16 protein-coding genes and 1 riboswitch are annotated in these 18,013 nt (G+C 74.1%); of the genes, 11 read left to right on the top strand and 5 right to left on the bottom strand.

The genetic code is table 11. The features are described from left to right. Positions 1-258: 258 nt before the first annotated feature. The 3 genes from ACFYZF_RS05700 to ACFYZF_RS05690 all read left to right on the top strand — a co-directional run bounded on the left by ACFYZF_RS05700 (position 259) and on the right by ACFYZF_RS05690 (position 3,094). Positions 259-1,629, top strand: a complete 1,371-nt coding sequence (locus ACFYZF_RS05700) for a M16 family metallopeptidase (RefSeq protein WP_387016380.1) — start codon at positions 259-261, stop codon at positions 1,627-1,629. 73 nt (positions 1,630-1,702) lie between these two features. Further along, positions 1,703-2,476: a 4-hydroxy-tetrahydrodipicolinate reductase gene (gene dapB / locus ACFYZF_RS05695; RefSeq protein WP_387016379.1), complete on the top strand. Its 774-nt coding sequence runs from the start codon at positions 1,703-1,705 to the stop codon at positions 2,474-2,476. 135 nt (positions 2,477-2,611) lie between these two features. Continuing rightward, the gene (locus tag ACFYZF_RS05690; protein WP_387016378.1) at positions 2,612-3,094 is read left to right on the top strand and encodes a GNAT family N-acetyltransferase; all 483 of its coding nucleotides are present in this window, start codon (positions 2,612-2,614) and stop codon (positions 3,092-3,094) included. 102 nt (positions 3,095-3,196) lie between these two features. On the opposite strand, the gene ACFYZF_RS05685 is transcribed toward ACFYZF_RS05690, so the two are convergent. Further along, on the bottom strand, positions 3,197-3,781 hold the full coding sequence (locus ACFYZF_RS05685) for a GNAT family N-acetyltransferase (RefSeq protein WP_387016376.1): 585 nt from the start codon (positions 3,779-3,781) through the stop codon (positions 3,197-3,199). A gap of 35 nt (positions 3,782-3,816) precedes the next feature. Here ACFYZF_RS05685 and ACFYZF_RS05680 point away from each other — a divergent pair, with 35 nt between their 5' ends. Continuing rightward, complete coding sequence (locus ACFYZF_RS05680; RefSeq protein WP_387016375.1) at positions 3,817-5,127, top strand: glycosyltransferase 87 family protein; 1,311 nt, start codon at positions 3,817-3,819, stop codon at positions 5,125-5,127. Here the strand turns inward: ACFYZF_RS05680 and ACFYZF_RS05675 are convergent. Next, positions 5,026-5,577, bottom strand: a complete 552-nt coding sequence (locus tag ACFYZF_RS05675; protein WP_387016374.1) for a GNAT family N-acetyltransferase — start codon at positions 5,575-5,577, stop codon at positions 5,026-5,028. The two genes, ACFYZF_RS05680 and ACFYZF_RS05675, sit on opposite strands and share 102 nt — an antisense overlap. Before the next feature lie 78 nt (positions 5,578-5,655). Between ACFYZF_RS05675 and ACFYZF_RS05670 the strand changes: the two genes are divergently transcribed. The 5 genes from ACFYZF_RS05670 (at position 5,656) to ACFYZF_RS05650 (ending at position 11,675) form a co-directional block, all read left to right on the top strand. Further along, positions 5,656-6,885 carry a winged helix-turn-helix domain-containing protein gene (locus ACFYZF_RS05670; RefSeq protein WP_387016372.1) on the top strand — a complete coding sequence of 410 codons (1,230 nt, stop codon included), beginning with the start codon at positions 5,656-5,658 and terminating at the stop codon, positions 6,883-6,885. Continuing rightward, positions 6,882-7,583, top strand: coding sequence for a DUF2752 domain-containing protein (locus ACFYZF_RS05665; RefSeq protein ID WP_387016371.1), 702 nt, complete (start codon positions 6,882-6,884; stop codon positions 7,581-7,583). Before ACFYZF_RS05670 ends, ACFYZF_RS05665 begins: the two co-directional genes overlap by 4 nt. Positions 7,584-8,216: 633 nt before the next feature. Next, positions 8,217-8,954 carry an FAD-dependent thymidylate synthase gene (thyX, locus tag ACFYZF_RS05660; protein WP_387017100.1) on the top strand — a complete coding sequence of 246 codons (738 nt, stop codon included), beginning with the start codon at positions 8,217-8,219 and terminating at the stop codon, positions 8,952-8,954. Positions 8,955-9,007: 53 nt separating this feature from the next. Further along, entirely contained in the window at positions 9,008-9,931 is a 924-nt protein-coding gene (dapA, locus tag ACFYZF_RS05655) for a 4-hydroxy-tetrahydrodipicolinate synthase (RefSeq protein WP_387016369.1), read from the top strand. 55 nt (positions 9,932-9,986) lie between these two features. Next, positions 9,987-11,675: a ribonuclease J gene (locus ACFYZF_RS05650; RefSeq protein WP_387016367.1), complete on the top strand. Its 1,689-nt coding sequence runs from the start codon at positions 9,987-9,989 to the stop codon at positions 11,673-11,675. 78 nt (positions 11,676-11,753) lie between these two features. On the opposite strand, the gene ACFYZF_RS05645 is transcribed toward ACFYZF_RS05650, so the two are convergent. Both ACFYZF_RS05645 and ACFYZF_RS05640 read right to left on the bottom strand, forming a co-directional pair. Continuing rightward, entirely contained in the window at positions 11,754-13,466 is a 1,713-nt protein-coding gene (locus tag ACFYZF_RS05645; RefSeq protein ID WP_387016365.1) for a YbjN domain-containing protein, read from the bottom strand. Continuing rightward, positions 13,463-13,930, bottom strand: coding sequence for a YbjN domain-containing protein (locus ACFYZF_RS05640; protein ID WP_387016363.1), 468 nt, complete (start codon positions 13,928-13,930; stop codon positions 13,463-13,465). Before ACFYZF_RS05640 ends, ACFYZF_RS05645 begins: the two co-directional genes overlap by 4 nt. A gap of 114 nt (positions 13,931-14,044) precedes the next feature. Here ACFYZF_RS05640 and ACFYZF_RS05635 point away from each other — a divergent pair, with 114 nt between their 5' ends. Next, a complete protein-coding gene (locus ACFYZF_RS05635) occupies positions 14,045-16,516 on the top strand; it encodes a DNA translocase FtsK 4TM domain-containing protein (protein ID WP_387016362.1) in 2,472 nt (823 codons plus the stop codon). Positions 16,517-16,570: 54 nt separating this feature from the next. On the opposite strand, the gene ACFYZF_RS05630 is transcribed toward ACFYZF_RS05635, so the two are convergent. After that, the gene (locus ACFYZF_RS05630; protein WP_387016360.1) at positions 16,571-16,885 is read right to left on the bottom strand and encodes a DMT family transporter; all 315 of its coding nucleotides are present in this window, start codon (positions 16,883-16,885) and stop codon (positions 16,571-16,573) included. A 56-nt stretch (positions 16,886-16,941) separates the two neighbouring features. Further along, positions 16,942-17,014: riboswitch (guanidine-III (ykkC-III) riboswitch) on the bottom strand. Positions 17,015-17,089: 75 nt separating this feature from the next. Here ACFYZF_RS05630 and ACFYZF_RS05625 point away from each other — a divergent pair. Continuing rightward, entirely contained in the window at positions 17,090-18,013 is a 924-nt protein-coding gene (locus ACFYZF_RS05625; protein ID WP_387016358.1) for an ornithine cyclodeaminase family protein, read from the top strand.

The following is an 18,013-nucleotide window of genomic DNA, read 5'->3' as shown; positions in this document are numbered from 1 at the left end:
CGTCGGCGCAGCACGGCCGGGGCGCGGCAGTCCGCCACCCGTGGCGCGGAGTCGGGGGGGGGGGGGGGGGGGGGGGGGGGGGGGCGCCCCCCCCCCCCCCCCCCGCCCCCCCCCCCCCCCGCCCGGCGCGGGGGGGGGGCCCCCCCCCCCCCCCCCCGGCCGGTTTTGTCACACCGCACCACCCACCCCTCGTCGAACTGAGAGCAGGTTTCCGTGAGCCGGGCCCAGCGCGCGTCTTTTCCTGCGGGTCCACGGGGGGTGGCGCCGTCCGGGGCCGTCCGGCACGCCACCGGGGCACAACCCCGGCGGGCCGGCGGGTCGACCCGGGCGGTCACCCGCACGCTGAGTGACGACCCGCTGGGCGGCACGGTACGCCGTACCGTGCTGCCCAGCGGGCTTCGCGTGCTCACCGAGGCGATCCCGGCGATGCGCAGCGTCTCGTTCGGCATCTGGGTCTCCGTCGGCTCCCGGGACGAGACCGGCCCGCAGGCCGGCGCCGCGCACTTCCTGGAGCACCTGCTCTTCAAGGGCACCCACAAGCGCACCGCGCTGGAGATCTCCTCCGGGATCGAGGCGGTGGGCGGCGAGACGAACGCCTTCACCACGAAGGAATACACCTGCTACTACGCCCGCGTGCTGGACGAGGACCTGCCGCTGGCCATCGACGTGATGTGCGACGCGGTCGCCGACTCGCTGCTGGAGCCGGCCGACGTGGAGATCGAGCGCGGCGTCATCCTCGAAGAGATCGCCATGCACGACGACGAGCCCGGCGACGAGGTGCACGACCTGTTCGCCCGCGCCGTCTACGGCGACCACCCCCTCGGCCGGCTGATCTCCGGCACCGAGGAGACGGTCACCCCGATGACCCGCCGGCAGATCCACGACTTCTACCGCCGCCACTACAACCCGGCGCAGATCGTCGTCGCCGCCGCCGGCAACCTCGACCACGCCGCCGTGGTCAAGCTGGTCCGCCAGGCGCTGGCCGGAACCCCGCTGGACACCGAACCGGCCACGCCGGCCCCGCACCGACCGGCCACCCCGGCGGTACGCGTGAAGCCGGCCACCACCCTGGTCGAGCAGAAGGAGACCGAGCAGGCGCACGTCATCATCGGCTGCCCCGGCATCGACCGCGTCGACGAGCGGCGCTTCGCCCTCGGGGTGCTCAACAACGTACTCGGCGGCGGCATGTCCAGCCGGCTGTTCCAGGAAATCCGGGAGCGGCGCGGCCTGGCCTACTCGGTCTACTCCTACGCCAGCCAGTACGCCGACAGCGGCCTGTTCGCCGTCTACGCCGGCTGCGCCCCCGGGAAGGTGGACGAGGTGCTGAAGCTGACCCGCGCCGAGTTGGCCCGGGTGGCCGCCGACGGGCTGACCGAGGCCGAGGTGGCCCGGGGCAAGGGGATGAGCAAGGGCTCGTTCGTGCTCGGCCTGGAGGACACCGGTTCCCGGATGAGCCGGCTCGCCAAGGGGGAGCTGCTCTACGGCGACCTGATGCCGGTCGACGAGCTGCTGGCCCGGGTCGACGCGGTGACCGTGGACGACGTGAACACCCTCGCCGCCGAGCTGCTCGCCCGGCCGATGTCCCTCGCGGTCGTCGGCCCGTTCGGCGATCGGGACTTTACTTCCTGACCGTCGCGGCGGCACGTGGGACGGTCGGCGGTCGACCCGGTGCGGGCGGCCCGGCTGGGATAGGTTGTGCCCCGTGACTGACGAGCTGGGGAAGAGCCCCGAGGAGCTGATCCGGGTCGGCGTGCTGGGTGCCCGGGGCCGGATGGGCATCGAGGTGTGCAAGGCGGTCGACGCGGCGTCCGACCTGGAACTGGTGGCGATGATCGACCAGGGCGAGGACCTGCTCGCCGCATCCGACGCCGGTGCCGAGGTGGTCGTCGACTTCACCACCCCCGACGTCGTCATGGACAACCTGCGCTGGTGCATCGAGCAGGGCATCAACGCGGTCGTCGGCACCACCGGCTTCACCGAGCAGCGGCTCGATCGGGTGCGCGGCTGGCTGGCCGACAAGCCCGGGGTCGGCGTGGTGATCGCCCCCAACTTCGGCATCGGCGCGGTGCTGATGATGCAGTTCGCGGCGCGGGCGGCCCGGCACTTCGAGTCCGTCGAGATCATCGAGCAGCACCACCCGCGCAAGCTCGACGCACCCAGCGGCACCGCCACCCACACCGCCCGACAGATCGCGCGGGCCCGCGCCGAGGCCGGCCTCGGCCCGGTTCCGGACGCCACGAAGGACGAGGTCGCGGGTGCCCGGGGGGCCGACATCGACGGGGTACGCGTGCACGCCGTACGCGCCACCGGCCTGGTCGCCCACCAGGAGGTGCTGTTCGGCACCCTGGGTGAGACGCTGACCATCCGGCACGACTCGTACGACCGGGTGTCGTTCATGCCCGGCGTGCTGCTGGCCGTCCGCGCGGTGGGCAACCGCCCCGGCCTCACCATCGCCCTGGACCCGCTGCTCGACTGACCCCGCCCGCGCCGCGCGGCCGGCCCACCGGCGGCCCCGTCGGCGGCCGGCGCCCAGTGCGGTCTCGGCCGGCCGGCGCCCCGGAAAGACGCGAAATCCGTCGCCGGGCGGGCGGGTCGGCCCTAAGCTCGCCCGGTGATCGACTCGAACCTCCGCGACCGCGCCGGGCGGCACGTGACCCTGCGCCCGGTCGACGACGACAACTGGCGGACCGTCGCCGACGTGGTGCCCCGCGACGACCAGCGGGCCTGGGTGTACCCGATGGCGGCCCGCTACCTGCTGACCAGCGCCCGAGGCGACGTCTGGACCTCCCTGGCGGTGTACGCCGACGAGGCCGTCGTCGGGCACGTCATGTGGGGCGTCGACGACGACGGTTCGCGGTGGATCGGAGGCATGGTCGTCGACGCCGCCGAGCAGGGCCGGGGGGTGGGCGCTGCCACCGTGACCACCCTGGCCACCTGGCTGGGCGAGCAGCCGGGCTGCCCGGCGGTCCGCCTGTCGTACCACCCGGAGAACCTGGCCGCCGCCGCCCTCTACCGCCGCCTGGGCTTCACCCCGACGGGCGTGGTCGAGGACGACGAACTGGTCGCCGAACTCACGCCACGCCCGCTCCCCTGACCGTCCCGCCGCTGCCGGATCGCGCGCGGTACCGCGCGCGCCTGGCGGCCGTCGGCCGTCGCCGGCACCAGCGGGGTGCCCTCGCGTTCGGCCCAGGGCCGGTCAGTCGGCGGGGGTCGGATCGTCGGCGGAGACCGCGACGTGCAGCCGGAGCTGGTTGACCAGCATGTCGTCCACGTCGAGGGCCCGGGCCGCCCCGTCGGGCTCCCAGCCGGCGGTGGTGAGGAACTTCTGGGTCGCCGGGTCGCCGTCGAACGCCCACGCCACCGCGCGGGCGAAACCGTCCTCCCGCCACAGGTCCACGCTCGCGGCGAGCAGTCGGCTGCCGTGCCCGCGTCGGCCCCAGCGCGGCTCGACCAGCAGGTCCGTCACCGCGACCACGCCGGGCCCGAGCGCCTCGGCGGGTTCGTTCGGGGCGAGTGACTCGGCGTCGGCCGGACCCGAGGCGACGAACCCCACCAGATACGATTGCTCGGCCTGTTCGACGGCGACCAGCACCCGGTGCGCGCCGGAGGGCGGCTCCTGCACGGCCGCACTCCACCGCCGGGCGAGGTACGCCTCGTCCAGGTTGTCGAGCACGTGCCGGGGCAGGATCCGGCGGTAAGCGGCCCGCCAGGTCGCGAGCTGGATGTGTGCGATCTCGCCGGCGTCTTCGGGACGCGCCGGGCGGACGTACCCGAGAGCCATGGGACGTGAGCCTACGCAGGGCGAGGGAGACGATGGTGGCGCAGGGTGCCGAACGGAGGATCGGGCAGGTCATTGCCGTCTGCTGCCTCGCCGTCGCGGTGGCCCTGTTCCTGTCGATGGCGGCCGTGCGGCACGGCTTCTTCGACCTCAAGGTCTACTACGGCGCGCTGAACTTCTGGGTGCACGACGGCGGGGAGATCTACGACTTCCTGAAGCCCGGCACCCAGTACGGCTTCACCTACCCGCCGTTCGCCGCCCTGGCGATGCTGCCGATGGCGGCGCTGCCCTGGACGGCGGCGATCGTGGTGAGCGTGGCCGCGTCCGTGGTGGTCAGCGCTGTGCTGATCTGGTGGCTGGTCGACCCGATCGCCCGCCGCGCCGGCTGGACCCGCTGGTACGCCCTCGCCGTCGCGCTCCTGCTGGCCGCCGCGTTCGAGCCGATGCGCGAGACGGTCAACTTCGGCCAGGTCAACATGCTGCTGCTGTTCCTGGTCGCGGTGGACCTGCTGCGGCTGCTGCCGGCCGGCAACCGGTGGGTCGGGGTGGGCATCGGCCTGGCCACCGCGATCAAGCTGACTCCGGGGATCTTCATCGTCTACCTGCTGGTCACCGGGCGCTGGCGGGCCGCGCTGACCGCCGTCGGCGCCGCCGCCACGGCCAGCCTGGTCGCCGCCGCGCTCTTCCCCGACGCGTCCCGGGAATTCTGGACCTCGGCGCTGTGGAACACCGGCCGGGTCGGCGAGCTGGCGTTCGTGTCCAACCAGTCGCTGCGCGGGGTGGTGGCCCGGCTGAACCCCGAGCACCCCAGCAGCCTGGCCTGGGCGGCGCTGGTGCTGGCCACCCTCGCGGTCTGGGCGTGGCGGTCCCGGGCCGCCGCCGCGGCCGGCGACGAGGCCACCGGCCTGGCGCTGACCGGCGCGGTGATGTGCCTGGTCAGCCCCGTCACCTGGGTGCATCACCTGGTCTGGCTGCTGCCGGGGCTGATCCTGCTGGTCGACAACGGCATGGCAGCCCCCGCTCGCAGCCGCAGGCGCGGCGTCCTGCTGGCCGCCGCCGCGATCGGGTACGGCTTCCTGATCAGCCGGATCGTCTGGGCCTGGGAGAAGGACTTCACCGGCGTCGACGGCTTCCTCGGCAGCAACACCTACGTCTGGATCAGCCTGGCCCTGCTGCTGTTCCTGCCGGTCCGCAGGTGGGCCGCGCCGGTCGGGCCCGGGTCGGCCGGGGGACCGCCGCCGGCCGGGTCAGCCGTCGAGGCGCCCGGCGTAGCGCAGCTCGACCAGACCGAGCGGGGGCGCTCCGCCGGCCAGCGGCACGCGGTAGGTCGTCCGCTCGCCGTCCGGTGACAGCCCGGCCCGCTCGTAGAAGCGGCGGGCCCGCCGGTTGTCCCGGAGCACCCAGAGCCGGTACGCGCTCCAGCCCTGCCCGGCCAGCCGCTCCTTCGCCGCCGTCAGCAGCCGCCCGCTCGTCCCGTCCCCCCAGTGCGCCTTCTCGACGTACATGGTCAGCACCTCGCCGAGGGTGTGGTCCAGGTCGGCCCGGTCCTGGTTGTTCCGGTACGGCCCGAACGTGGTGAACCCGACGACCGCACCGTCCCGCTCGGCCAGCAGGGTGGTGAACGGGTGCTCCGGGTCGGCCGTGCCGGTGTCCCGCCGCCGCTGCGCCCAGGCGGCCACGTTGAGCCGGTCCAGCACCTCGTCCGGCATGAACCCGACGTAGCCGTCCTGCCAGCCGTGTACGTGCACCCGGGCGACCGCCTCGGCGTCGTCCGGCTCCTCGGGGCGGATGATCAGCATGCGTCCGTTCTATGCCCCGGCGGGCGCGTCGTCCAGCGAGCCGCACCGGTGTCGTACACCTGGATTAGGGTGCCCACGATGGTCACACCGGAATCGCTCTCGCTCGCCCAGGCCCGGCGGGTGGCGCTGGCCGCCCAGGGCTTTGCCGACCCGGCCCCTGCCGGGGCGCTCACCCGTCGGCACCTGCGCCGGGTGCTCGACCGGGTCGGCCTGATCCAGATGGACTCGGTCAACGTGCTGCAACGCGCGCACTACCTGCCGCTCTACAGCCGGCTCGGGCCGTATCCGACGGCGCTGCTCGACGCGGCGGCCTACCGCAGCCCCCGGGAGTTGTTCGAGTACTGGGGGCACGAGGCGTCGCTGGTCCCGGTCGAGCTGCACCCGGCGCTGCGCTGGCGGATGGCCCGGGCGCACGACGACGCCTGGGGCGGGATGCGCGGCATCGCCCGGGAGCAGCCGGGTCTGGTCGCCTGGGTGCGCGACGAGGTGGCCGCCCGGGGGCCGCTGACCGCCGCCGAGATCGAGCACGACGCCCCCCGGGAGACCGGCAACTGGGGGTGGAACTGGTCGGCCGTGAAGAAGGCCCTGGAGTTCCTGTTCTGGGCCGGCGAGGTGGCCGCCGCCGACCGCACCACGTCCTTCGCCCGCCGCTACGACCTGGCGGAGCGGGTGCTGCCCCCGGCCGTGCTGGCCGCGCCCACCCCGACCGACGCGGAGGCGTACCGGGCGCTGGTCGCGATCGCCGCCCGGTCGCTCGGGGTGGCCGCCGAGCCGGAGCTGCGCGACTATTTCCGCCTCCCGGTGGCCGGTGCCCGGCGGGCGATCGCCGAGCTGGCCGAGGCCGGCGAGCTGACCCCGGTGACGGTGCGCGGCTGGCGACACCCGGCCTGGCTGCACGCCACCGCCCGGCTGCCCCGCTGGGCGCGGGGCAACACGCTGGTCAGCCCGTTCGACCCGCTGGTCTGGGAGCGTGGCCGCACCGAGCGGCTGTTCGGCCTCAACTACCGCATCGAGATCTACGTGCCGGCCCCGCAGCGGGTGTACGGCTACTACGTACTGCCGTTCCTCCAGGGCGAGCGGTTCACCGCCCGGGTCGACCTGAAGGCCGACCGGAAGGCGGGCGTGCTGCTGGTCCCGGCCGCCTGGGCGGAGCCGGGCGTCGACCCGGGGGAGACGGCGATCGCCCTGGCCGCCGAGCTGTACCGGCTGGCCGGCTGGCTCGGGCTGGACGCGGTCGCCCCGCCGGCAGCCGGCGACCTCGCCGTCCCGCTGGCCGCCGCGCTGAGGAGCGGGCCCGGTGTACCGTGAGCGGCGTGACGAGCGTTGACGGCCCGGCCGCTCGGCCGGACGCCCAGGCCGGGGGCACATCCGCCCCACAGTCCGCGCCGGTCGGCGCCCCGGTCGCGTGGCCGGCGGATCAGCAGCCCGGCGTCGCGTGGCCGGCGGATCAGCAGCCCGGCGTCGCGTGGCCGGCGGATCAGCAGCCCGGCCCCGCGTGGCCGGCGGGTCAGCAGCCCGATGCCGCCTGGCCGCCGCCGGGGGCGTACCCGATGGCCGAGCCGGACCGGTTGACCCGCTTCGTCATGCGGGTCTACGACCGCTCGCCCCGCTGGGCGGTGCCCCTGGCCGCGCTCGGCTGCGTCGGCCTCGGCGTGGCGTACGCGCTGCTCAGCGACCCGACCCGGGCCGCGCCCGACGCCGCCCCGAGCTGCCTGCTGAAGCTCACCACCGGGCTGGACTGCCCGGGCTGCGGCGGCACCCGCGCGCTCTGGTACGTGCTGCACGGCGACGTGCCGGCCGCCGCCCGGCACCACTTCCTCTTCGTCTTCGCGCTGCCCTTCCTGACGTACCTCTTCGTGGCCTGGGCCGGGAAGCAGGCGTTCGGCTGGCGGCTGCCGGTGCCGCAGATCAGCTCGAAGCTGATCGGCGGGTTCCTGGCCCTCTGGCTGGTCTTCTCGGTGGCCCGCAACCTCCCCTGGGCCCCCTTCACCTCCCTCTACGTCTGACGGGCCTCGGCCCCGTCCCGGCGCGCTTCCAGCCTTGGTCGCGGCGGCGCATCGGACCGCTGCCGTTCCGGGGACACCAGAACCTCGACGGTGGTGGAGGTGGCCCCCGTGGCGCCTGTGGAGCTGCCCCGTTTGTGCGCCCGGCCCGCTCTGGTGCGCCGGCCCGCGTTCGTCGCGCGCCTGACCATGGTGGAGGCGGTTGCCGTGGCGCCTATGGAGCTGCCTCGGATGTGCGTCCGCGTGCCGTCCGCCCGTCCCGTCCGCCCGTCCCGTCCGTGTGTCGCGCACGTGTCCGGCATGTGCGCAGATGCGACGCAGGTGCGTCGGCCCACACCTGGCCTGTGCTCGCCAACGACGGTCCGTTGTCCTTCGGCCGGGTCCGTCCGGCCTGGGGGAGGAACGAAGTTGCGTGCCCCGTCTGTGCGGGCAGCTCCATAGGCGCTGGGCAGAGTCAGCCCGAGCCGACTGGGGTCCATCCGCGCCCCAGCTCACCTGCCGGACCCGAGCAAACGGCCCGCCGGACCCGCTCGACCCGCCCGCCCCGCCCGACCCGGCTGATCCGCAGGTGACGGGCGTAGGAGCCCGACTTGGGGCGTCGCCGACGTGGCCACTACAGTCCAAGGAATGCCGGAGATGGTGCAGCCCCAGGTCAAGCTGATCGCGTGGACCCAGTTCCAGGCCCCGGACGACGTGCCGTGGTCGACCGACGCCGACGGCGGCCAGGCGCTCGCCGAGTTCGCCGGCCGGGCCTGCTACCAGAGCTGGAAGAAGCCGAACCCGGCCACCGCCACCAACGCCGGCTACCTGGCGCACATTCTTGAGGTCGGGCACCTGTCGGTGCTGGAGCACGGCTCGGTGAGTTTCTACTTCACCGGGGTGTCCCGCTCCTTCACCCACGAGCTGATCCGGCACCGGCACTTCTCGTACTCCCAGCTCTCCCAGCGGTACGTCCCGGAGCGGGACGCCGCCATGGTCGAGCCCCGGGCGATCGCCGAGGACCCGGAGCTGCACAAGCGGTTCGTCGAGGCCGCCGAGGCCAGCGTGCGGGCGTACACGGAACTGCTGGAGGGCCTCGAAGAGCGGTTCGCCGACGAGCCCAACCCGACGCTGCGCCGCAAGCAGGCCCGGCAGGCTGCCCGCGCAGTGCTGCCCAACGCCACCGAGACCCGGATCGTGGTCACCGGCAACTACCGGGCCTGGCGGCACTTCATCGCGATGCGGGCCACCGAGCACGCCGACGTGGAGATCCGGGAACTGGCGGTGGAGTGCCTGCGTCAGCTGCAGGGAGTCGCCCCGAGCGTCTTCGCCGACTTCGTCGTCACCACCCTGCCCGACGGCACACAGGTCGCGGTCAGCCCGCACGGCGAGTGAGTCCTGAGCCCTTCCCCGCCGACCCTCCGGTGGTCGTCCGCTAGGTTGTGAACATGACGCACGACCACCCAGTTGCCGCCGAGCGGGCGGTGTCCCGCCCGTTCGGTCGACTGCTTACGGCCATGGTGACCCCGTTCACCGCCGACGGCTCCCTTGACCTCGACGGCGCCGTACGGCTCGCGAACCACCTCGTCGACGAGCAGGGCAATGACGCGCTCGTGCTCAACGGCACCACCGGCGAATCGCCCACCACCACCGACGTGGAGAAGGAACGTCTGATCCGGGCCGTGGCGGAGGCGATCGGCGACCGGGCCAGGGTGGTCGCCGGGGTCGGCACCAACGACACCCGGCACACCATCGAGCTGGCCGCAGCGGCCGAGAAGGCCGGCGCGCACGGCCTGCTCGTGGTGACCCCGTACTACAACAAGCCGCCGCAGAGCGGGCTGGTCCGGCACTTCACCGCGGTCGCGGACACCACCGGACTGCCGATCATGCTCTACGACATCCCGCACCGCGCCGGGGTGCCGATCGCCACCGAGACCATCGTGCGCCTCGCCGAGCACGGCCGCATCGTCGCGGTCAAGGACGCCAAGAGCGACCTCACCGCCACCTCGTGGGTGACCAGCCGCACCGAACTGGCGTACTACAGCGGCGAGGACTCGCTCACCCTGCCCGCCCTGGCGGTCGGCTGTGTGGGCGTGGTCGGCACCTCGACCCACTTCACCGGCGTGCTGACGAAGCGGATGATCGAGGCGTACGACGCGGGTGACACCGGCACCGCGTTGGCGCTGCACCGGCGGCTGCTGCCCCTGTTCACCGGCATCTTCCGTACCCAGGGCACCATCCTGGTCAAGGCGGGCCTGGCGGCCAAGGGCCTGCCGGCCGGCCCCGTACGACCCCCGCTGGTGGACGCCACCGACGACGAGATCGCCCAGCTGCGCGCGGACTGCGCGGCGGCGGGTCTGGAGCTCCCCTGATGAACGAACGACACGATGGACGCCGAGTGACGGCGTCGCAGAATGAGGTGGACGCGTGACCGAGGCGCACAACGAGGGGGAGCTGCCCCCGCCGCTGCCGGAGGGCGGCCTGCGGATCATCCCGCTCGGCGGGCTCGGCGCAATCGGTCGGAACATGACCGTCTTCGAGTACGACGGCAAGCTGCTGATCGTCGACTGCGGGGTGCTCTTCCCCGACGTCGAGCAGCCGGGCGTGGACCTGATCCTGCCCGACTTCGGGCCGATCCTGGACCGGCTCGCCGACGTGCAGGCGATCGTGCTCACCCACGGCCACGAGGACCACATCGGCGCGGTGCCGTACCTGCTCGCCCACAAGCCAGACATTCCGCTCGTCGGCTCCCAGTTCACCCTCGCGCTGGTCGAGGCGAAGCTGGCCGAGCGGCGGATCCAGCCGTACACGCTGACCGTGCGGGAGGGCGGTCGGGAACGCCTCGGCCCCTTCGAGTGCGAGTTCTTCGCGGTCAACCACTCGATCCCGGACGCCCTCGCGGTGGCCATCCGCACCCCGGCCGGCCTGGTGCTGCACACCGGCGACTTCAAGATGGACCAGCTCCCGCTGGACGGCCGGATCACCGACCTGGCCGGCTTCGCCCGGCTCGGCGCCGAGGGCGTCGACCTGCTGCTGTCGGACTCCACCAACGCGGAGATCCCCGGCTTCGTCACCCCGGAGCGGGAGATCGGGCCGGTGCTCGACTCGATCTTCGCGAAGGCGAAGGGGCGGATCATCGTCGCCTCGTTCGCCTCGCACGTGCACCGGGTGCAGCAGGTCTTCGACTCGGCCGCCGAACACGGCCGCAAGGTCGCGCTGATCGGCCGCTCGATGGTCCGCAACATGGGCATCGCCCGGGATCTCGGCCTGCTCAACATCCCGGCGGGCCTCGTGGTCGGCATCGAGGAGGCGACCACGCTGCCGCCCGAGCAGCTTCTGCTGATGTCCACCGGCTCGCAGGGGGAGCCGATGAGCGCGCTGGGCCGGATGGCCAGCGGCGACCACCGGCACATCACCATCGCCCCCGGCGACACGGTGGTGCTGGCGTCCTCGCTGGTGCCCGGCAACGAGACCTCGGTGTACCGGGTGATCAACCGGCTGGCCCGGGCCGGCGCGGTGGTGGTGCACAAGGACGTGGCGAAGGTGCACGTCTCCGGGCACGCGCCGGCCGGCGAGCTGCTCTACCTGCTCAACGTGGTCCGGCCCAGCAACCTGATGCCGGTGCACGGCGAGTGGCGGCACCTGCGGGCGCACGCCCGGCTGGGCATCGAGTCCGGGGTCGCCCCAGACCGGGTGGTGCTCTGCGAGGACGGCGACGTCGTCGACCTGGTCGAGGGCCGCGCCACCCTGGTGGGCCACGTGAAGAGCCGGTACGTCTACGTCGACGGCCTGGCCGTCGGCGACGTCAGCGAGTCCCTGCTGACCGAGCGGCGCATCCTCGGCGACGGCGGCTTCATCGCCACCACCGTGGTGGTCGACTCGGTCACCGGCAAGGTGGTGGCCGGCCCGACCCTCTCGGCGAAGGGCTTCTCCGAGGACCCGGAGGCGTTCAACCCGGTTATTCCGCTGGTCACCGAGGCGCTGAACCGGGCTGCGGCGGACGGCATCACCGACCCGCACCAGCTCCAGCAGATCGTCCGGCGCACCGTCGGGCGCTGGGTCAACGACAAGTACCGGCGTCGGCCGATGATCGTTCCGACGGTGGTCGAGGTCTGACGGCCCACACCTCACCGCGCGTCCCGACGCCGGCCCGCCCCTTGGGGGTGGGCCGGCGTCGGCCCGTTGGCCCCGGGGTCAGGGGAGCGCGGCGACCGCCTCCGCGTACGTGACGCCGGTGGTGACCGCCGCGGTGACCAGCACGTCGAGTTGCGCCGGGGCCACCCCGTGGGCCAGGTCGGTGGTGACGTCGCCGGCCAGCACCAGTTCCCCGCCGTCGTCGTGCGCGTACGCCTTGGGCAGCAGCCGGTCGTGGTTCCAGGCGTTGCAGAACGCGTACGCCTCGGCGCGCCGGTCCGCCGGCAGGCGCCGGGTGGCCAGCACCCGTATGTGCAGGATCTCGCCCCGCTCCCCGGCCTGCCGGAACTCGATCACCGCCGGGTCCCACCGCCCGACCACGGCCCCGCCGGTCCGCATCGTCCAGGCGTCTCCGCGCCGGTCCAGGGCGTCCGTGACCAGGGCGACGGTCAGCGCCCCCGGCTCGTCGTCGGCCAGCCCGTCGTATCCGTCGTCGGTGCCGCCGCCGTCGCCGTCCGTGCCGCCGTCGCCGGCGCTGTCGCCGTCCACCTCGTCGGCGGGCAGCGGTACCGGGTCGGTGATCGGCCGTTCGGCCAGTCGGGCGGCGATCCGGCCGGACTGGTGACCCGTGCCGTTGCGGGCGTCGAAGCTGCCCGCGAGCCCGGTCGCCAGCTCGGCCAGCAGCCCGCCGAGCCGGGCCACGTCGACGTCCCCGCCCGCCCGGCCGGCGGGGCGCGGTTCGGGCATCCGCCGGTCGCCCCTCCCCGCCTCGGTGGCGAGGGCGCACAGCAGCGCCCCGGCGGCGGCGAACTCCATCGTCGCCATGTCGTCGGCCGGGTGGCCCAGCCGGGGCACCTGCTCGGCGAGGATGTCCAGTCCCCGGTCCAGGTGCCCGCCCAGCGCGCAGAACCGCAGGTGCGCGGCGAGGTACGGGAAGGCTGCCCGTTCCCGCCGGTGCCGCCGGTACGCCTCGACGTGCGCCCTGGCGGCCCGCTCCGGCTCACCGGCGCGCAGCAGCGGCAGCAGCGCCCCGGCCAGCGCCCGCTCGGGCTGGTCGGTGCAGTACGCCGAGCCCCGCGCCGGCTCGTCGAACAGCGGGCACAGCTCGGTCAGGGCCGCCGCCCAGTCGCCCCAGCCGGTGAGCAGTTCGGCTCGGCGGGACGGGGCGCAGCCCGGACAGCCGGCGGCCGGGTCGACGGGGGCGGTGCGCCAGCGGTCGTACCAGCGGCGGGCCGCCGGTTCGTCGCCGAGGTGGTCGGCGAGCCGGCAGCGCAGCTCGGCTACCAGGTCGCCCGGCGTGTCGTCCGCGTCACCCGCGGCACCCGGCCCGCCGGGGGAGCGGGCGAGGCCGTCCAGCTCGGCCCGGGCCTGGTCCAGCCCGATGCGGGGGGTGGCGAACACCGCCTCCACCGCGAAGCGCTGGTAGCGGCGCAGTTCGACGCCCCGCTCGCCGGCCGGCCCGGGCACCCGGTCGAGGAGCTCCCGGCAGCGCCGGACCGGCTCGAACAGCCGCCACCGCTCACCCTGCCGCAGGTACGCGTCGATGAGCGCGAACCGGGCGTCCAGGCCGGTGCGCAGGTCGCCGGCCGCCTCGGCGGCGGCGGCGACCCGTTCCAGCTCGGCCGCGCGCGGCTCGGAGTCGGGCAGGTCCCGTGCGGCGGCCAGCGCCTCGGCCGGGCTCTGGTCGCCGCCCGCCGGCCCCCGGGACCGGCCCTCCCCGTGGCCCCCGGGCCGGCCGTCCCACGGGCGCGGCTGCCCGGCCGTCCCGGTCACTGCCGTGCCCCGCTCGCCAGCTGCCCGACGGCGGCGGCGAGCTGGCAGCCGGTCGAGATGCCACAGTCGAGCAACTGGTCGAGCTGGTGCGGGGTCACCCCGCGTTCCAGGTCGGTGATCACCTCGCCGCAGACCAGGGCGCGCCCGTCGTCGTCGACGTGCACGAAGGCCTTGGGCCAGTAGCGGTCGTGGTTCCAGGAGTTGCAGAAGGCGTGCAGGGTCGGCACGTACTCGATGGGAAAGGTCGGCCCGGCGACGGTGCGCACCTGGAGGATCTCACCGGCGGCGCCCATCCGCAGGAACCAGATGAGGCTGTCGTCCCAGCGGCCGAGCATCCGGCCCTGCGGGTTCACCGAGACCGCGTACCCCCGGGCGTGCAGCACGGCGGCGATCAGCTCGCCGGTCAACGGGCGCAGCGTTCGGCCAGGTCCGTCCGGGCCGTCCTCGAAATCCGGCGACGCCATCAGGGCATCCCTTCTGAGGCGAATAACACAACAGGCGGCGCCGTCAGTGCTGCGACGCGCGGACACGACCCGGAAAAGCGGCGATCCGCCGGGTCCCGCCGTTACGGTGACTCTATGGCGGGCCGTACCTCTCAGGCGAGCCGGCGACGCGGCGCGTCGCCGCGTGGCACCACGAACAGTCGTGCCCGTCAGCCGGCGAAGAAGACCACCAAGGCGGCGCCCCGGCGGCGCACCACCGCAGCGCGGCCCGGCCCGGCGCACCACGTGGGCCGCGCGGTCGGCACGGTGTGGATGGGGCTGGCGCACGGCGTCGGCTGGGCGGTGCGGGCTGCCGGCCGGCAGGCCGCCTCGGCCCGCGACCTCGACCCGGAGCACCGCCGCGACGGCGGCGGCCTGCTGCTGCTCGGCCTCGCCCTGCTCAGCGCGGTGGCCATCTGGTTCTCCGGGGCCGGCCCGCTGGGCGCCCGGCTCGCGGACACGGTCCGGCTCTTCCTCGGGGCGATCTCGGTCGTCGTGCCCGTGCTGCTGTCGATCGGCGCGTGGCGACTGATGCGCACGCCGGCCGACCCGGAGCACCGCGGCCGGGGCCTGGTCGGCTGGGGGTCCATGCTGGTCGCCACGGCGGCGATGCTGCACATCGGACAGAACCCGGTGGACTCGGTCCAGCGCGACTACGCCGGCGGCCTGATCGGCGCGGGCGTCGGCGACCTGCTGGAGAGCGCCGTTACCGCCTGGGTGGCCGTGCCGCTGCTGCTCCTGCTGCTGGTCTTCGGCCTGCTGGTGGTCACGGCCACCCCGATCAACAAGATCCCGGAGCGGCTCGGGATGCTCGCCGGGGCGGTGGCCGGCACTCCGCCGGCCGTCGACGAGGTCGAGGTGGTGGAGGTGGTCGAGAAGAAGCCGGCCCGCCGCCGCCCGGCCAAGCGGGCCGCGCCGCCGCTGCCCGACCCGGACGACTTCGAGGAGGGGTACGAGGGGGTCGACCTCCAGGAGACGGTGGTGCTGCCCCGCAAGCCCCCGGCGAAGGTGCCCGCCACCCGCAAGCCGGTCGAGCCGCCGGAGCATTCGCCCGCGCCCACCCGGGCCGAGCAGCTCGCGCTCAGCGGCCTGTCCGGCGACTACACGCTGCCGCCGGCCAACATGCTCAGCGGTGGCCCTGCGGCGAAGACCCGGAGCAAGGCCAACGACGAGATCATCGCGGCGCTGACCGGGGTGTTCGACCAGTTCGGGGTGGACGCCGAGGTCACCGGCTTCACCCGGGGCCCGACGGTCACCCGGTACGAGGTCGAGCTGGGGCCGGGCGTCAAGGTCGAGCGGATCACCCAGCTCTCCCGCAACATCGCGTACGCGGTGAAGTCGCCGGACGTGCGGATCCTCAGCCCGATCCCGGGCAAGAGCGCGGTCGGCGTGGAGATCCCGAACACCGACCCGGAGAACGTGGCCCTCGGCGACGTGCTGCGCTCCCGGGTGGCCACCAGCGACCACCACCCGATGGTGGTCGCCCTCGGCAAGGACATCGAGGGCGGCTTCGTGGTGGCCAACCTCGCGAAGATGCCGCATATCCTGATCGCGGGCGCCACCGGCGCCGGGAAATCGTCCTGCCTCAACACCCTGCTGGTGTCCATCCTCACCCGGGCCACCCCGGACGAGGTGCGGCTGCTGCTGATCGACCCGAAGCGGGTCGAGATGACCGGCTACGAGGGCATCCCGCACCTGGTCACCCCGATCGTGACCAACGCGAAGAAGGCAGCCGACTCGCTGGACTGGGTCGTCCGCGAGATGGACATGCGCTACGACGATCTCGCCGCGAACGGGGTCCGGCACATCGACGACTTCAATCGCAAGGTGCGCAGTGGGGAGATCACAGCCCCGCCGGGCAGCGAGCGGGAGATGCGGCCGTACCCGTACCTGTTGGTGATCGTCGACGAGCTGGCCGACCTGATGATGGTCGCCCCCCGCGACGTGGAGGACTCGGTCGTCCGGATCACCCAGCTCGCCCGCGCGGCCGGCATCCACCTGGTGCTGGCCACCCAGCGCCCCTCGGTCGACGTGGTGACCGGTCTGATCAAGGCCAACGTGCCGTCCCGGCTGGCGTTCGCCACCTCGTCGCTGGCCGACTCGCGGGTCATCCTGGACCAGCCGGGCGCGGAGAAGCTGCTCGGCCGGGGCGACGGGCTGTTCCTGCCGATGGGCGCGTCGAAGCCGGTCCGGATCCAGGGCGCCTGGGTCACCGAGCGCGAGATCGCCGACGTGGTGAAGTTCTGCAAGGACCAGCGCGAGCCGGAGTTCCGCCCGGACGTGCTGGCCCCGGCGCAGGACACCAGGAAGAAGGTCGACGAGGAGATCGGCGACGACCTCGACCTGCTGGTGCAGGCGGTCGAGCTGGTGGTCACCTCGCAGTTCGGCTCGACCTCGATGCTCCAGCGCAAGCTGCGGGTCGGCTTCGCCAAGGCGGGCCGGCTGATGGACCTGATGGAAACCCGGGGCGTGGTCGGCCCGTCGGAGGGCTCCAAGGCCCGCGACGTGCTGGTCAAACCGGACGAGCTGGATGAGGTCCTCGCCGGCCTGGGTGGCGCGGGGGACTGACCGCCGGTGGGGCGGAGGGACTGACCGCGACGGCGGGGCGGGGATCCCACGGTGTCAGTGGAAGACCTTCAGGCCGACCACCCCGGCCACCACCAGCAGCAGGCAGAGGATCCGGGGCAGGCTGGTCGACTCGCCCAGCGCCAGCATCCCGACCAGCGCAGTGCCGACCGCGCCGATGCCGACCCAGATGACGTAGCCGGTGCCGACCGGGATCTCGCGCAGCGCGTACGCCAGCCCCAGCATGCTGAGCACCAGCGTGACGACGAAGACGAGCGAGGGGAGGGGGCGGCTGAAGCCGACGCTGCGGTCCAGCGAGATCGCCCACGCGGTCTCCAGGAGTCCGGAGACCACCAACACGATCCAAGCCATGTGACATCACCTTTGCGGGGCCCGGACCGCCGGGGACCGGGACGAGTGGGCACGCCTCGCGGGCGTCTTGGCCTCACCGGGTACGCCCACCCTCGTCCGGAACGGCCGTTGTCGTGCCTCGGCCACCGCCCCCGACGCTAGCACCATGCCCCGCCCACCCCGCCGGTTGACATGAAGTTGAGTTCAGGTACCAGTATTGCCGGCATGACTCTGCTCGTCTCCGACCGGGAGGTCGCCGCCGTCCTCGACGCGTCCACCACCGTGGCCGCGATGCGGGACGCCCTGCTCGCCGCCCACGCCGGCCGGCTGGTCGCGCCGCCCCGGGCGTCCGCCCCGCTGAGCGGCGGCCGGATGGTCCTCACCGCCGGGCAGCTGACCGACGAGTGGTACGGCTACCGCACGTACGACACGTTCGGCCACCCGCAGGGCGAGCAGCTCGTCGTGCTGCACGACGGGCGGACCGGGGCGGTGCGGGCGATCGCCGTCGGCGAGGAGCTGGGCTCCCGGCGCACCGGAGGGCTGGGCGGGGTGGCGGTCGACGCGCTGGCGCGGCCGGACGCGGCCACCCTCGGCGTGATCGGCTCGGGCGGGCAGGCGTGGACCCAGGTCTGGGCCGCCGCCGCCGTGCGCCCGCTGCGTGAGGTGACCGTGCACAGCCGCTCGGCGGCCCGCCGGGAGGCGTTCGCCGCCCGGGTCCGCGCCGAGTTGGGCGTCCCGGCCCGCGCCGTGGCCACGGTCCGGGCCGCGGTGACCGGCCGGGACGTCGTGGTGCTCGCCACCACCAGCCCCACGCCGGTGCTGGACGCCGCCGACCTCGCCCCGGGGGCACACGTCAACGCGGTCGGCTTCAAGCAGCGCGGCCGGGCCGAGTTCGGCGCCGATCTGCTGGACGCCGCCGACGTCCTGGTCACGGACTCGCCAGCCCAGGCGATGGCGTACGACCCGCCGATGCTCGCCGCTCTGCCCCCGTACGCGGGGCGGCTGGCCGACCTGGGCGCGGTGCTGGCCGGGGCGGTCCCGGGGCGGACCGGCGCGGACCAGGTGTCGGTGTTCTGCTCCACCGGCCTGGCCGGCACGGAGGTCTTCCTGCTCGACCGCCTGGTCCAGGTCGGGGCGGCCCGGCTCTGA

The organism is Micromonospora sp. NPDC001898 (assembly GCF_042891255.1).
Lineage (GTDB): Bacteria > Actinomycetota > Actinomycetes > Mycobacteriales > Micromonosporaceae > Micromonospora.
Note: the sequence above shows the minus strand (reverse complement) of the source record. Positions and strands in the feature narration are given on the sequence as shown.